General features: G+C 64.7%; 13 protein-coding genes. 2 read left to right on the top strand and 11 right to left on the bottom strand.

Annotation, left to right across the window (positions count from 1 at the left end; translation table 11 throughout):
• Positions 1-161: 161 nt before the first annotated feature.
• The 9 genes from DW355_RS03940 to DW355_RS03900 form a co-directional block, all read right to left on the bottom strand.
• Positions 162-1,016: an ABC transporter permease gene (locus DW355_RS03940; RefSeq protein ID WP_131278048.1), complete on the bottom strand. Its 855-nt coding sequence runs from the start codon at positions 1,014-1,016 to the stop codon at positions 162-164.
• 76 nt (positions 1,017-1,092) lie between these two features.
• Positions 1,093-2,067 (bottom strand): ABC transporter permease, encoded by a 975-nt coding sequence (locus tag DW355_RS03935; protein ID WP_131278047.1) that lies wholly within the window; start codon positions 2,065-2,067, stop codon positions 1,093-1,095.
• A 33-nt stretch (positions 2,068-2,100) separates the two neighbouring features.
• Positions 2,101-3,210: an ABC transporter ATP-binding protein gene (locus tag DW355_RS03930; protein WP_131278046.1), complete on the bottom strand. Its 1,110-nt coding sequence runs from the start codon at positions 3,208-3,210 to the stop codon at positions 2,101-2,103.
• Positions 3,211-3,268: 58 nt separating this feature from the next.
• Positions 3,269-4,405, bottom strand: a complete 1,137-nt coding sequence (locus tag DW355_RS03925) for a polyamine ABC transporter substrate-binding protein (RefSeq protein WP_131278045.1) — start codon at positions 4,403-4,405, stop codon at positions 3,269-3,271.
• Positions 4,406-4,597: 192 nt separating this feature from the next.
• Positions 4,598-5,995 carry an aspartate aminotransferase family protein gene (locus DW355_RS03920; protein WP_242671297.1) on the bottom strand — a complete coding sequence of 466 codons (1,398 nt, stop codon included), beginning with the start codon at positions 5,993-5,995 and terminating at the stop codon, positions 4,598-4,600.
• A 189-nt stretch (positions 5,996-6,184) separates the two neighbouring features.
• Positions 6,185-7,549, bottom strand: a complete 1,365-nt coding sequence (locus tag DW355_RS03915) for a glutamine synthetase family protein (RefSeq protein ID WP_131278043.1) — start codon at positions 7,547-7,549, stop codon at positions 6,185-6,187.
• Between the two features lie 120 nt (positions 7,550-7,669).
• Positions 7,670-8,449 (bottom strand): gamma-glutamyl-gamma-aminobutyrate hydrolase family protein, encoded by a 780-nt coding sequence (locus tag DW355_RS03910; RefSeq protein ID WP_131282272.1) that lies wholly within the window; start codon positions 8,447-8,449, stop codon positions 7,670-7,672.
• Between the two features lie 80 nt (positions 8,450-8,529).
• A complete protein-coding gene (locus tag DW355_RS03905) occupies positions 8,530-9,882 on the bottom strand; it encodes an NAD(P)/FAD-dependent oxidoreductase (RefSeq protein WP_131278042.1) in 1,353 nt (450 codons plus the stop codon).
• A 31-nt stretch (positions 9,883-9,913) separates the two neighbouring features.
• Positions 9,914-11,272 (bottom strand): aspartate aminotransferase family protein, encoded by a 1,359-nt coding sequence (locus DW355_RS03900; RefSeq protein ID WP_207388077.1) that lies wholly within the window; start codon positions 11,270-11,272, stop codon positions 9,914-9,916.
• A 190-nt stretch (positions 11,273-11,462) separates the two neighbouring features.
• Between DW355_RS03900 and DW355_RS03895 the strand changes: the two genes are divergently transcribed.
• Positions 11,463-11,957 (top strand): Lrp/AsnC family transcriptional regulator, encoded by a 495-nt coding sequence (locus DW355_RS03895; RefSeq protein WP_131278041.1) that lies wholly within the window; start codon positions 11,463-11,465, stop codon positions 11,955-11,957.
• A 36-nt stretch (positions 11,958-11,993) separates the two neighbouring features.
• Complete coding sequence (locus DW355_RS03890) at positions 11,994-12,923, top strand: DMT family transporter (protein WP_131278040.1); 930 nt, start codon at positions 11,994-11,996, stop codon at positions 12,921-12,923.
• Between the two features lie 85 nt (positions 12,924-13,008).
• Here DW355_RS03890 and DW355_RS03885 read toward each other — a convergent pair whose 3' ends face one another.
• Together DW355_RS03885 and secF are read right to left on the bottom strand one after the other, a co-directional pair.
• A complete protein-coding gene (locus tag DW355_RS03885; RefSeq protein WP_131278039.1) occupies positions 13,009-13,587 on the bottom strand; it encodes a cytochrome b in 579 nt (192 codons plus the stop codon).
• A gap of 149 nt (positions 13,588-13,736) precedes the next feature.
• Positions 13,737-14,693 carry a protein translocase subunit SecF gene (gene secF, locus DW355_RS03880; RefSeq protein ID WP_131278038.1) on the bottom strand — a complete coding sequence of 319 codons (957 nt, stop codon included), beginning with the start codon at positions 14,691-14,693 and terminating at the stop codon, positions 13,737-13,739.
• Positions 14,694-14,768 lie beyond the last annotated feature (75 nt).

Raw genomic sequence — 14,768 nt, 5'->3', positions numbered from 1 at the left:
CCGAGTGCGAGCGCGGCGACTTGAGCGAGGATGGTGCGGTGGTTGACTCTCATCGGCTTCTCCTTGTGTGAAGTGGTATCGGGTGGACAGATCCTGTGCAGGCGGCTTGTCTTTCAACGCGGAACGGGCAACCGGGAGCGAGTTCTTCCTTGGATTTTTTCTTATTCGTTGCGCGACGCCGCGCTGACTTCCGCGGCGCGTCGCCTTTCAGCGCGCGCCACCAGGATGCTGGCCACGGTGACACAAATGGCCACCACGACGATGATCACTGTGGCCACCGCGTTCACCGTGGGGTTGAGCCCCAGGCGCGCGCGCGAGAAGATGATGAGCGGCATGGTGGTCGCGCCGGGACCCGAGAGAAAGGCGGAGATCACCACGTCGTCCAGCGAGAGGCTGAAGGTCAGCAGCCAGGCCGAGACCAATGCCTGAGAAATCGAAGGCAGCGTGACGAGGGTGAAGACCTGCCAGGGCTTGGCACCCAGGTCCATGGCCGCCTCTTCCAGCTGCGGGTTGATGGCCTGCAAGCGCGCGGCGATGACCACGGTCGCGTAGGCCAGCCCCATCATCATGTGACCAAGCAAGATGGTGACCAGGCCACGCTCGGGGATGCCGATGGCGCGCTGCACGGCCACCAGCAGCAGCAGCAAGGACAGGCCCTGGATGACCTCGGGCATGACCAGGGGCGCGTTGACCATGCCCGAGAAGAAGGTGCGCCCACGGAAGCGCCTGTACTTCACCAAGGCAAAGGCCGCCAGCGTGCCGAAGGTGACGGACAGGCAGGCCGACAGGAAGGCGATCTTGAGCGAGAGCCAGAGGCCGTTGAGGATTTCCTTGTCCCTCGCCAGCTTGACGTACCAGTCCAGCGTGAAACCTTCCCAGTGGGTCGGCAAGGGCGACTTGTTGAAGGAAAAAATGACCAGCGCCACCATCGGCAGGTACAGGAACAGCAGGCCAGCGACCAGCCAGCCCTTGCCAAATCCGGCGGCGAAGCGCGAACTGAACAAGGCTTTGCTCATCGTGAAACACCTCCGCGCTTCGCGTTGTGGAGCGGGCATGCTTGACGAATCGGCACGGTATTGCTCTGCGCTGCGCTCATTTCACCTTCTCCTGGGCCTCGGCCTGGTATTTATTGAAGATCGCCAGGGGCACGACGATCAGCAGCACCAGCACCACGGCCACGGTGGAAGCCATGGGCCAGTCGTTGTTGCTGAAGAACTCGTCCCACAGCACCCGGCCGATCATCAGCGTGCGCGCGCCGCCCAGCAGTTCGGGGATGACGAATTCGCCGATGCAGGGAATGAAGACCAGCATGGAGCCAGCGATGATGCCGGCCTTGGACAAGGGCACGGTCACTTTCCAGAACGCGGTCCAGGGCGTCGCACCCAGGTCCGCCGCCGCTTCGAGCAGGCGCAGATCCATCTTGGCCAAGTTGGCGTAGAGCGGCAGGATCATGAAGGGCAGGTAGGTGTAGGTCATGCCGATGATCAGCGAAAACGGCGTGTACAGGTACATGCCCGGCGCGTTGATGGCCCCCATCGCCATCAGCAGATGGTCCAGGCCCAGGAAATTCAGCACCGACGCACCCCAGCCACCTTCGCTGAGCAATCCCTTCCAGGCGTAGACGCGCAGCAGGAACGAGGTCCAGAAGGGCAGCATCAGCAGCATCAGCAGCAAGGGCTGCACCGTGGCGCGGGCCCGCGCCATGAAATAGGCGAAGGGGTAGCCGATGAACAGGCAGCAGGCCGTGGTGACGGCCGCGTACTTCAGGCTGGAAAGATAGGCCTTGACGTATAGGTCATCGCTGAAAAGAAAGACGTAGTTGGCGTACTTGAAGCTCAGGTTCACCACGCCGTCCGAGACGTTCATGAGCTCCTTGGCCATGACCGCCCCCATCTCGGACACCGAGTAGTTGAGGACGATCAGAAAAGGCGCGAAGAAGAACAACAGCAGCCAGACATAGGGAATGCCGATGACTGCACTGCGTCCGCGCCACCAGGCGGGGCGGAATCGCACGTAACCCGTGCCCGGGTCGGGCGTGGAGGAAGAGGGGGAGATGACACTGCTCATGGCGGGGACCTGTTTGCCTGCGGCACCTCGTTGTTACTGCGTGAGCACGACCTGGGCCTGCGGGCTCCAATGCGCCCAGACCTCGTCGTCCCAGGTGAAGATATCGTCCGGATGCCGCTCCGTGTTGGCCATGCTGACCTTGAGCATCGCGCCACTGGCGAGCTTCACGCGGTAGATCGTGAGGCCGCCGAAATAGGACAATTCCTTGACCTTGCCCTTGACCGCGTTGTAGCGCGTGTCCTCGGGTGCCTGACGCGAGAGCTTGATCTTCTCCGGCCGCAGCGCGACTGTGACCGGCATGTCTTCGGTGCCGGTGATGCCGTGGCCCACGTAGTGCCGCACGTCGGCACAGGCGATCTCGCAATGGGCCGCGTCGTCGACGTCCAGCGTGCCTTCCATCAGGTTGACGTTGCCGATGAAGTCGGCGACGAAGCGCGACTGCGGTGTTTCGTAGATTTCCGACGGCGCACCCACCTGCAGGAAGCGCCCTTCGCTCATGACGGCCAGGCGCGAGGCCATGGTCATGGCCTCTTCCTGGTCGTGCGTGACCATCACGCAGGTCACGCCCACCTGTTCGATGATGTTGACCAGCTCGATCTGGGTCTGCTCGCGCAGCTTTTTGTCCAGCGCACCCAGCGGCTCGTCCAGCAGCAACAACTGCGGCTGCTTGGCCAGGCTGCGCGCCAGCGCCACCCGCTGCTGCTGCCCGCCTGAAAGCTGATGCGGCTTGCGCTGGGCGAACTTGCCCAGTTGCACCAGTTTGAGCATGGCGTCGACCCGCTCGGCCACCTCGGCCTTGGCCATGCCTTCGCGGCGCAGACCAAAGGCGATGTTGTCCCACACCGTCAGGTGCGGAAACAGGGCGTAGGACTGGAACATCATGTTGAGCGGGCGCTCATAGGGCGGCAACCCCACGAGATCGACCCCGTCCAGCACGATGCTGCCCGCCGTGGGCGTCTCGAACCCCGCCAGCATGCGCAGCAGGGTCGTCTTGCCGCAGCCCGAGGGGCCCAGCAAGGCGAAGATCTCGCCCTTGGCGATATCGATGCTGACATTGTTGACGGCCTTGTAACCGCCAAACTCCTTGACCACGCTCTTGATCTGCAGGAATTTCGCGTTATGGCTGCTCTTTGGGCTGCTCATTCTTCGCCTTGAGACTCAGGTTGAAAAAGGGGCGATTATCTGATCCCGGACCCCCGCCTTACATGCCCGTCTTGAACGCGGTGTAGACCCGGTTCTGGTTGCGGCGGATGTCGTTGGTCAGTTGCTGGTCGGAGTAGCCGACCATCTTGCCCATGTCGGCGGCCGAGAGGAACACGGTGCTGTTGTTGGCCACCGTCGGGTTGATGTAGGGCTTGGACACGCCATAGGTGCCGTTCGGGTAGAAGACCTTGTTGGTCAGCCCGGCATTGACCTGGGGACGCAGGATGAAGTCGATGAACTTGTAGGCGTTCTCGATGTGCGGGGCGTCCGCGGGGACGGCCATCACGTCGAAGAACAGCAGCCCGCCGGTGGAGGGCACCAGGGCCTGGATGTTTTGCCCGGTCTTGCCGTCGATGGCGCGTTGACGGGCGATGTTGATGTCACCGGACCAACCCAGCGCCAGGCAGATGGAACCGCTGGCCATGTCATTGATGTACCCCGAGGAACTGAACAGCGTGACGGAGGGGCGGATGCTCTTGAGCAGGGCCAGGGCCGCGTTGTAGTCGGCCGCGCTCTTGGACACCCGGGGTTTGCCCAGGTAGTGCAGGGCGGCGGGCACCACTTCGTCGGCCGAGTCCAGCACGGAAACGCCGCAAGACTTCAACTTGTTCACGTACTCGGGCTTGAAGAGCAGGTCCCAGACATTGGCCGGCAGTTCGCCGCCGATGGCCTTCTTGACCTTGTCCACATTGATGCCCAGCGTCGTGTATCCCCACAACCAGGGCACGACGTACTGGTTGCCGGGGTCGATCGTGGCCAGCTGGGCCATCAGGGGGGCGTCCAGGTTCTTGAGGTTCGGGATCTTGCTGCGGTCGAGCGGCGTGAACAGGCCAGCCGTGAGCTGCAACGCCGCCCAGTTGGACGACGGCACCACGATGTCATACCCCGTCTTGCCCGCCACCAGCTTGGCATGCAGGATTTCGTTGTTGTCGAAGTTGTCGTAGCGGACCTTGATGCCGGTTTCCTTCTCGAAATTGGCGATCGTTTCGTCCCCGATGTAATCTGACCAGTTGTAGACGTTCAAGACCTTCGCTTCCTGGGCCGAGGCGCTCACCGCCCAGAGCAGGGTGGCCGAAGACAGCAGGGCCGCGGCCACCGTGGCGAGCGCGGAGCAGGGACGGAAATTCAGCTTCATGACGATGGCCTCCTAATGCCGAAGAGTGATGCAGGAACGATCAAGTCTTGAGGACGGGGGGTGGAAACTCGAACACGCGATTCTGGGCGGATTTTCGGGTAATCGGCGGGTCGGAATCCGCCCCAGGCGCATGGAGGTGGAAAAGGCAAAGTCCGTGCCACCCGGCGGGCCTGCCTGGCCGCGCCGGGTACATCAGAAAACGCCTTTCTGCTGGAGTTCGGCCAGGGTCAGGTCCAGGCAGCGGCGGATCAGCGCCACCATCTCGTCGATCTGCGCGCGGCTCATGGACAGCGGCGGCGCGATGATCATGCGGTCGCCCACGGCGCGCATGATGAGCCCGACACGGAAGCAGTGCGCCCGGCACATCATGCCCACCGCCAGCTCAGACGGGAAAGCCGAACCGCTGGTTTTGTCACGCACCAATTGCAAGGCCGCCATGAGGCCACAGGTCTGGGCCTCACCCACCAGGGGATGGTCGGCCAGCTCGGCATACCGTTGCGCCAGGTAGGGCCCGGTGTCCTCGCGCACGCGCTCGACCAGCCCTTCGCGCTGGATCAGGCGGATGTTCGCCAAGGCCACCGCGCAGGCCACGGGATGGCCGCTGTAGGTGTAGCCGTGGGCGAATTCACCGCCCGTGGCCAGAACGCTGGCCACGCGCTCGCCCACCATCACGCCCCCCAGGGGGATGTAGCCGCTGGTCACGCCCTTGGCGAAGGTCATCAGGTCAGGTTTCGTGCCCATGGTTTCACAGCCGAACCATTGGCCCGTGCGACCGAAGCCGGTGATCACCTCGTCAGACACCAGCAAGATGCCGTATTGGTCGCAGATGCGCTGGATCTCGGGCCAGTAGGTGGCAGGTGGCACGATCACCCCGCCTGCGCCTTGCACCGGCTCGCCGATGAAGGCGGCCACGCGATCCGGGCCGATGGCCTTGATCTTGTCTTCGAGCCAGCCCGCAGCTTTCTTGCCGAAATCGTCACGGCTCAGTCGCAGTCCCTTTTCATCTCGCCCCAGTGCAAACCAGAATGGCTGTTCGATGTGCACGATATCGGGAATGGGCAGACCCCCTTGTTGGTGCATCTCGTGCATGCCGCCCAGCGAAGCACCGGCCATGGTGGAGCCGTGGTAGGCGTTCCTGCGGCTGATGATGACCTTGCGCTCGGGCTGGCCTTGCAGGTCCCAGTAGCGCCGCACCAGACGCACGACCGTGTCGTTGCTTTCGGAGCCCGAACCACCGAAGAAGACATGCTGGAACTGCGGCGGCGTGATCTGCGCCAACAGCTCGGCCAGCTCGATGGCGGGGGGCGTCGCGGTGTTGAAGAAGCTGTTGTAGAAAGGCAGCGTCTGCAGCTGCTGCGTCGCGGCGTCGATCAGTTCCTGGCGGCCATACCCCACATTGACGCACCACAGACCGCTCATCGCATCGAGGATCTTGTTGCCCTCGCTGTCCCAGAGGTAGATGTCGTCGGCGCGGGTGATGATGCGCGCGCCTTTCTGCGCCAGCGCCGTGTGGTCGGTGAAGGGGTGCAGGTAGTGGGCCGAATCGGCCTGCTGCCATTCGGCCGTGGTACGTTGCGCTACAGGTTTCATGCGTGCATTCATTGACCAAGCCTTCCTTCAGGGGCACTCGTGGAACCGGTTTTGCCGGGCCACTGAGTGCGCCCCCTTGAGGGGCTGCGGGCTGCGGCTCCAAGCCTGCCTGCGCAGGCTTGGACAGCCCAAAGAGTCACCGCTTCTTGCAGTGACACGGGGCATTCGGCGCTTCGGAGGGAAGTCATTTCAGACGTGGAGCAGCAGGTGCTCACGTTCCCAGGGCGAGATGACCTTCATGTACTCGTCGAACTCGATCTCCTTGATCTCGCTGTATACGGTCACGAATTCCTTGCCCAGCACCTCGTGCAGATCGGTTTCCTTGCGCAACAGGTCCAGCGCATCGCTCTGGCCACGCGGCAAGGAAAAGGGCGTGAGGTAGGCGTCGCCCTTCATCTCGTCCTTGGGCTTGATCTTGTTCTTCATGCCGAGGTAGCCGCAGGCCAGGGTGACGGCCATGGCGATGTAGGGGTTGGCATCGGCGCCGATCACGCGGTTCTCCAGGCGCCGAGCCTCGGGCGTGGAAATCGGCGAGCGGATACCGACCGTGCGGTTGTCATAACCCCATTCGATGTTGATGGGTGCCGCCGTGAAGCGCGACAGGCGCCGGTAGCTGTTCACGTAGGGCGCGAGCAGCGCCATCGCGGCCGGCGTGTATTTCTGCAGGCCGCCGATGTAGTGGTAGAAGGCGTCCGAGGGCGTGCCATCCGGTTTGCTGAAGATATTGCGTCCCGCCTTGTCCACCACGCTCTGGTGGATGTGCATGGCGCTGCCGGGCTCGCCGGCGATGGGCTTGGCCATGAACGTGGCGTACATGTCGTGCCGCATCGCGGCCTCGCGCACCGTGCGCTTGAAGAAGAACACCTCGTCAGCCAGGCCAAGGGGATGGGCGTGAAAGAAGTTGATCTCCATCTGGCCCGCGCCCACCTCGTGGATCAGCGTGTCCACGTTCAGGCCCATCTGCTCGCAGTAGGCATAGATGTCCTCGAACAAGGGATCGAACTCATTGACCGCGTCGATGCTGTAGGCCTGGCGCGAGGTTTCGGCCCGGCCGCTGCGACCGATCGGGGGACGCAAAGGCGTGTTGGCGTCGGTGTTGCGCGCCGTCAGGTAAAACTCCAGCTCGGGCGCGACCACGGGGTTCCAGCCTTCGGCGGCGTACAGATCGCAGACCTTGCGCAGCACGCTGCGCGGCGCGTAGGGAATGAGCTTGCCATCGTGGTCAAAGCAGTCGTGAATGACCTGGGCCGTGGGGTCGATGGCCCAGGGCACGATGCGGACGGTGCTCGGATCGGGCCGCAGCTGCATGTCGCGATCGGTCGGATCGATGACCTCGTAATAGGGACCATCCTCCGGAAACTGCCCCGTCACGCTCATGGCCACCGTCACCTGCGGCAGGCGCATGCCGCGGTCTTCGGTGAACTTCTCGCGCGGCAGGATCTTGCCGCGCGCCACGCCGGTCAGATCGGGCACCAGGCACTCGATCTCCGTCACGCGGCGTTCGTTCAACCACTGTTCGAGTTCGGCGAAGCCGAAATTGTTTTTCTCAACCATGAAAATTTCTCACTGTTCTGTTTGCAAAGCGGTCGGAACACGCGAAACGCAAAGGCTGGCACTCCGCGTCCTGACCAGATTCGTCGCGCGCCCCCATCGATTCAGGTCGGGCGGCGGACTTCAGGCACTGAGAGTCGCTGGCTGAGGGGCGCGGTGCCGGTCCCGGTAGAGCACACAGGCCTCACCGAAGGCGCGGAACAGCTTGAGTGAAATGGGGTTGTGCGCGGCCATCCACTCGGGGTGCCACTGCACGCACAGATTGAACCCTGGCACGGGTCGGCCGGCGACCACCTCGGCGGAGAAAGCTTCGACCATGCCATCGGGTGCGCGAGCTTCCACGCGCAGCCCGGGCGCCAGCCGGTTCACGCCCTGGCCATGCACGGAATTGACCTGGAATTCCTCCTGCCCGACGATGCCCGCGAGCCGGCCGCCAGACTGCACCCGCACCGGATGCGCGAGTGCATAGACCACCTCGGGCGGCGCTTTCGGATCATGGGGTGCGCCGCGATGGTCATTCTTGCCCTCGACCTCCTGCACCGCCTGGTGCAGGCTGCCGCCGAGCGCCACATTGGTTTCCTGGAAACCACGGCAGATCGCGAACAAGGGGATGCCACGCTCCAACGCGGCGCGGATGAAGGGCAAGGTCCAGGCATCGCGCGCGGGGTCGAGCGGCAGGCCGAGGTCGTGCACCGCTTCGCCGAAATGACTGGGATGAACGTTGGACGGCGAGCCCGTCAGGAACACGCCATCGGCGAGGTCCAACAGTGCCTGCATTTCCTGCGCATCCTCCGCACCCGGCACGACCAGCGGCTGGCAGCCGGCCAGACGCACCGCGTCGATGTACTTCTTGCCAGCGATGTGGAAGGGAAAGTCCCCGACCTGTCGGTTGCAGGAGGGCACCAGAACCAAGGGCTTTCTTTCCAGTGGCTTCGCCCCCTCGCTCGCGACGAGGGACCGGACGGACAAAGGCATGGGCGCGTTCACAGCAGATCCTTGATGCGGTAGTAGGCCATGCCCAGCACCAGCGCCGGGGTGCGCAGCCAGCGCCCACCGGGAAAGGCGCGGTGCTGAATGCGCGAGAAGATGTCGAAGCGCTCGGCCTGCCCCGCGATGGCTTCGGACACCAGCTTACCCGCCAAACCGGTCAACGCCAAGCCATGGCCGGAAAAGCCTTGAAGATAATAAATATTGGCGTGCCTGTTTTCACCCGTGCGCTCGGACAGGCGACCGAAGTCCGGCGCACGGTTCATCGAGATGTCCACGAAGCCACCCCAGGCATATTCAGCCTTCACATTCGTCAGCTGCGGGAAAGACAGCAGCATGCGCTTGCGCATGCTTTCGGCCAGGTTCATGGGCGTGGCCGTGCTGTAGCTGACGCGCCCGCCGTAGAGCATGCGGTGGTCCTGCATGGGGCGGAAGTAATCCAGCACAAAGTTGGTGTCGCAGACCGCAGCGCCACTGGGGATCAGCGAGCCGGCCAAGGCTGGGTCCATGGGCTCGGAGGCGATGATGTAGGTGCCCACCGGCATGATCCGCGCCTCCAGTGCGCGGGCCACCTCCTGCAGGTAGACATTGCCGGCGAGCAACACGTGCCGGGCGCGCACGCTGCCCGGGACGGCATCTCGACCCGCGACCCGCGCCGTGGTGCGTAGCGTGGTAAACGCGCCCTCGGCCTGCGCCTCTAGGGCCGTCACGGCGGTGTTCTCGTGGATGCGCACACCCGCCTGCGCCACCGCGGCCGCCAGCCCGAGCGTGTACTTGAGCGGATGCAGATGCCCGTTGAAATCGTCGTGGACGCCGCTGTGAAAGCGCGGGCTGGCGATCCAGCGCGGCATGTCCCTGGGCTCGATCCAGCGGCTGTGAAAGTCGTAGCGCTGGCGCATCTCCTCCTGCCAGGCGCGCAGGGCCTTGGCCTTGCGTGCATTGACGGCCAGAGTCAGGTAACCGGACTGCCATTCGCATTCGATGGCGTGGCGGGCGCGACGTTCGTGCACCAGATTCACGGCCTCGACCGTCATGTCCCAGACGCGACGGGCCACGGCGGCGCCGAGCTGCTCCTCGATCACGGCGATGTCGCTCGCAAGCCCGGCGATGACCTGCCCCCCATTGCGACCCGAAGCCCCCCAGCCCACCTCGCGCGCTTCCAGCAGCACCACGCTGTAGCCTCTTGCGCTCAGTTCCAGCGCGGCCGACAGGCCGGCCAGGCCCCCGCCAACCACGGCGACGTCGGCGCTCACGTCATCCTGCAGGGGGGCGTGGCGCTGCGTGCGCGGGGCGGTCGCGGCGTAATACGAGTTCCGGGTCAGCTCCTGGTCGGTCTTGAGCAGGGACATAGGAATGCGGGCCGCGCCGAAGATTTCCGGATCAGGACCGTTTCAACACGTCGGCCAGCGTGCCGACCAGCTGGTCGATCTGCGCCTTCGAGATGATCAGCGGCGGCGACATGGCGATGGTGTCGCCCGTGGTGCGAATCAGCACCCCCTGGTCGAAACACTGGAGGAAGACATCGAAGGCGCGCTTGCCCGGCAAGCCGGCGAGCGGGGTCAACTCCACCGCGCCCACCAAGCCGATGTTGCGGATGTCGATCACATTCGGCAGGCCCTTCAAGGCGTGCAGGGCATCGGCGAAATAGCTTTCGAGTTCGGCACCGCGCGTAAGCAGCCCTTCCTCGGCGTACGTGTCCAGCGTGGCCAAAGCCGCCGCGCAGGCCAGAGGATGGGCCGAGTAGGTGTAACCATGCGCGAACTCGATGACATGGGGTGCGCTGTCAACGTCGGTCAGCGTCTCGTGGATGGTCTGGCGCGCGAACACCGCGCCCATGGGCACCGTGCCGTTGCTGATGCCCTTGGCCGTGGTCATCAGGTCAGGCGTGACACCGAAGCGCGTGGCGCCAAAGGGCGCGCCCAGACGGCCGAAGCCGGTGATGACCTCGTCGAAGATCAGCAGGATGCCGTGCTTGTCGCAGATCTCGCGCAGGCGCTGGAGATACCCCTCGGGCGGCAGCACGACGCCCGTGGAGCCGGCCACGGGCTCGACGATCACGGCGGCGATGGTGCTGGCGTCGTGCAGTGCCACGATGCGCTCCAGGTCCTCGGCGAATTCGGGGCCGCCGTGCAGGGGCACGCCGCGGCTGTAGCCGTTGCGCGCCGAGTCATACGTGTGGCGCAGGTGGTCCACGCCCGTGAGCAGTGGGCCGAAGGCCTTGCGGTTGCCCACGATGCCCCCCACCGAGATGCCGCCGAAATTGACGCCGTGGTAGCCACGTTCGCGCCCGATGAAGCGCGTGCGCGTGCCCTGACCGCGCGCGCGGTGATAGGCCACGGCCATCTTGAGCGCGGTGTCCACCGATTCCGAACCGGAGTTGGTGAAGAACACACGATTCAAACCCTTGGGCGTGATCTGGGTCAGACGCTCGGCCAACTCGAAGGCCTTGGGATGCGCCATGTTGAAGGGCGGCGCGAAATCCAGCTCGGCCACCTGTTTCTGCACGGCCTCGACGATCTTCGGGCGCGCATGACCCGCATTCACACACCAGAGGCCGGCGATGCCGTCCAGGATCTGGCGGCCCTCGGGGGTCCAGAAATGCATGTCCTTGGCCTTGGCCAGCAGACGCGGCGCGCTTTTGAACTGACGGCTGGCGGTGAAGGGCATCCAGAAGGCGTCCATGGCCGTCGCGTGGGCGGTCGTCTGGGCCAGCAGGGAGGCGTCGATGGCTTGGTTCATGATCGAAGAAGAAGTGTGGATACCGGGGCGGATGCTTCAGGTTCAAGCAAGAAATCTGCCCTTGGAAGGCGAGGCATCTCGGATACCGGCAGTCTAGAGAAAGCCGGACGCAATGTGCTTGCGCAATCGCTCGGGAGCAGCCCGAGGCCATGCAATAAGATTGCGTTGATTTTCTTTCTGGGAAATTTTCATGCGAAATAAGTCGGCCGCGAACGCACATGATGCCACGCTGGACGCCATCGATCGCGCCATCCTGCGAGAGCTGCAGGCGGACGGGCGCTGCTCCAATCTGGAGCTGGCGCAGCGCGTCCACCTGTCGCCCTCGGCCTGCCTGCGGCGCGTCAAAACCCTGGAAGATGCGGGTGTCATCGCCCGCTACGTGGCCCTGCTGAACCCGCGTGCCATCGGCAAGAGCGGCGCCAGCTTCACCATCGTCAACCTCGAGAGCACCGCGCAGGCGCGGATCGAGGCTTTCGAGCAAGCGGTACTGGACCAGCCGGAAATCCTGGACTGCCACTACGTGGCCGGCAGCAACGATTACCTCATCCGCTTCAGCTACCGCGACGCCGAGGACCTGGAGCGCCTGCACCGCGAGGTGCTGATGCGCCTGCCGGGCGTGGCGCGGGTCAATTCCATGCTGGTGCTGCGCACCGTCAAGAAGACCACGGCGCTGCCACTGGAATAAGCCCCAGCGACGGCCCCCCGCCTCCTCCCCAACCTCATGCAAAAGAAACCCACCCATCTCGCTCTGGCCGCCGCCTGCGGCGCCGGCTTCCTCTGGGGCACGGGCGCGCTCGTCGTGCAGGTGCTGATCCAGCGCCACGGCTTCACGCCCGAAAACATCTCCTTCTGGCGTTTTGTCGTGGGTGCCGTCGTGTTGCTGGCCGTCTTCGGCCGCCCCGCGCAATGGCCCGGGTTCTGGCGAACGTTGCGTCCAATGCTGGTCACCCTGCTGGCCGCGGGCGCGGCCATGGCGGGTTATGTGCTGCTGTGGTTCTATGGCATCGAGCGCATCGGCGCGGCCATCCCGACCTTGATCGCGCTGTGCCTGCCGCCGGTGCTGGTCACCCTGGTGGCGTTGGTGCGCGGCCAGGAGCGCGCGAGCTGGCCGCTGCTGGGGTTGCTGGGGCTGTCTTTGCTGGGCACTTTGCTGCTGGTGCTGCCGCACGACGCTGGCGCCAACGGGCCTGCAGCGTCAACCACCGACCGCTGGCAACTGGCGCTGGGCGTGGGCTTCGCGGTCGGCTCGGCCTTGCTCTACACGGGCTTCACGCTGGTCAGTGGCAGGCTTTCGAGCACGCTGGGGGCCGGTCCGGCCACCTTGGGTCTGACCGTGGTGGCTGCCGCCGTCATGGGCCTGTCTGCCCTGCACCGCCCCTTGCAATGGCCGACCGATGTGCCGCCACAAGCCTGGTTTCTGTACCTGGGCATCGTCACCGCGGCGCTGGCCCTGCTGGCTTTCAGCTGGGGGGCGGCGCGCCTGTCGCCGACGCTGCTGACCATCGCGGTCCTGATGGAGCCGCTCACCACCGTGCTGCTGGCCGCCTGGCTGCTCGGCGAGCAGCTGAGCCTGTCGCAATGGCTGGGTGGCGCGTTTCTGCTCGCCAGCATTTGGGGCCTGGGCCAGCGCGAGAGCCGGCGCACGCCTTGACCTCTTCTGTTGCGCGGCGCCGGTTCAGGCCTTGGCTCGGATGGATGTGGCCAAGGGGGCATGCGCGAGCCAGGCGGTGCCTCGATCAGCGGGCGCCACGCCGCGCCAGCCAGGGCAGCATGGCCGCGAGCACGCCGTCCTTGAGCACGGCATGGTGGTAGAGCGCGGCCAGAGCATGCAAACCGGCCAGCCACACGATGGTGTCACCCAGGGCCCCGTGCAGGTCGCCCCAATCCACCATCCGCGCCAACGCGGAACCCGTGATCCACGGCAGCTGCTCCACCCGCACGCCTCCGAGCAAGGTCAGCGGGTGACCTTCTCCGCCCAGGGTCAGCAAGGCCGTGACCGGCAAGGCCAATAGCAGCAGCCAGAGCAGGCCATGGACGGCCTTGGAGGCGAGGCGCATCCAGGTCGGCATCGGGAACTCGGGCGCCCGCGGGCGCAGCGCCACCCAGATCAGGCGGATCAGGGTCAGCCCGAGCACCAACAGGCCCAGGCTTTCGTGCCAGACGATGCCGATGCGGGTGGCCGGGTCCACACCCTGACGCATCAGGCGACCGAAACCCTCCGGCCCCAGGATGAAGGCCACGAGCACGGCCAGGGCCGTGAGCCAGTGCAGGACGCGGCTCAGCGCGTCATAAGGAGACGAGGAAGATGTGCCCATGGAAGAACTCCCACGAAGATCAGGCCCTGCACCGATGGCGAATACCACGGCATGAAGACCATGCCGTCAGTGTGACGATTCCACGAGGGAATGCAAGCCCTGGGCGGGCGGAGCGACACCTTGCGCGATGCCGCGCCCGTCCTTCAGCCTCAGACCACGGCCCCGGAGTTCGGATCCTTGGGATCGAGCTTGGCCTTGTCAGGCACGGCCTTGACCAGGTCTTCTCGCTTGACGCCCAGCCACATGGCGATCGAGGCCGCCACGAAGACGGACGAGTAGATGCCGAAGCAGATGCCGATGGTCAGCGCCATGGCGAAGTAGTGCAGGGTGGGGCCGCCGAAAATCAGCATGGACAGCACCACCAGCTGCGTGCTGCCGTGCGTGATGATGGTGCGGCTGATGGTGCTGGTGATGGCGTGATCGATGGTAGCCTTCACGTCCATCTTGCGCTGACGCCGGAAACTCTCGCGGATGCGGTCGAAGATCACGACCGATTCGTTGACCGAATACCCCAGAACGGCCAGCACCGCCGCCAGCACGGGCAGCGAGAACTCCCACTGGAAGAAGGCGAAGAAGCCGAGGATGATGACCACATCGTGCAGGTTGGCGATGATGCCGGCGACACCGAACTTCCACTCGAAGCGCAAGGCCAGGTAGATCACGATGCCGATCACCACGAAAGCCAGCGCCTTGAGCCCGTCCAGTGCCAGTTCGTCGCCGACCTGCGGACCGACGAATTCGCTGCGCCGCAAGGTGGCACCCGCATCCACGGCCTGCAACACGCCCAGCACCTGGGCGCTCTGCTCACTCGACGTCACGCCCTTGAGGGCGGGCAGGCGAATCAGCACATCGCGTGCCGTGCCGAAGTTCTGCACCTGCACGTCGGTGTAGCCCAGCTTGGCGATGCCGCCGCGGATGGCCTCCAGATCGGCGGCCTGGGTGTAGCTCACCTCCATGAGCGTGCCGCCGGTGAACTCGACCGACAGATGCAGCCCGCGCGTGACCAGGAAGAACACCGCCAGCAGGAAGGTGACAGTGGAAACGACATTCAGCACCAACGCGTGGCGCATGAAGGGAATGTCGCGTTTGATCTTGAAGAACTCCATGCTTTTTCCTTCGGGATTTTCTGCACGGGGTCACATTTGCGCGCAGCGCGTGTGAGCCGTAGTCAAAAACTCCAG

The organism is Hylemonella gracilis (assembly GCF_004328645.1).
In the GTDB taxonomy this organism is placed as follows: domain Bacteria; phylum Pseudomonadota; class Gammaproteobacteria; order Burkholderiales; family Burkholderiaceae_C; genus Hylemonella; species Hylemonella gracilis_B.
Note: the sequence above shows the minus strand (reverse complement) of the source record. Positions and strands in the feature narration are given on the sequence as shown.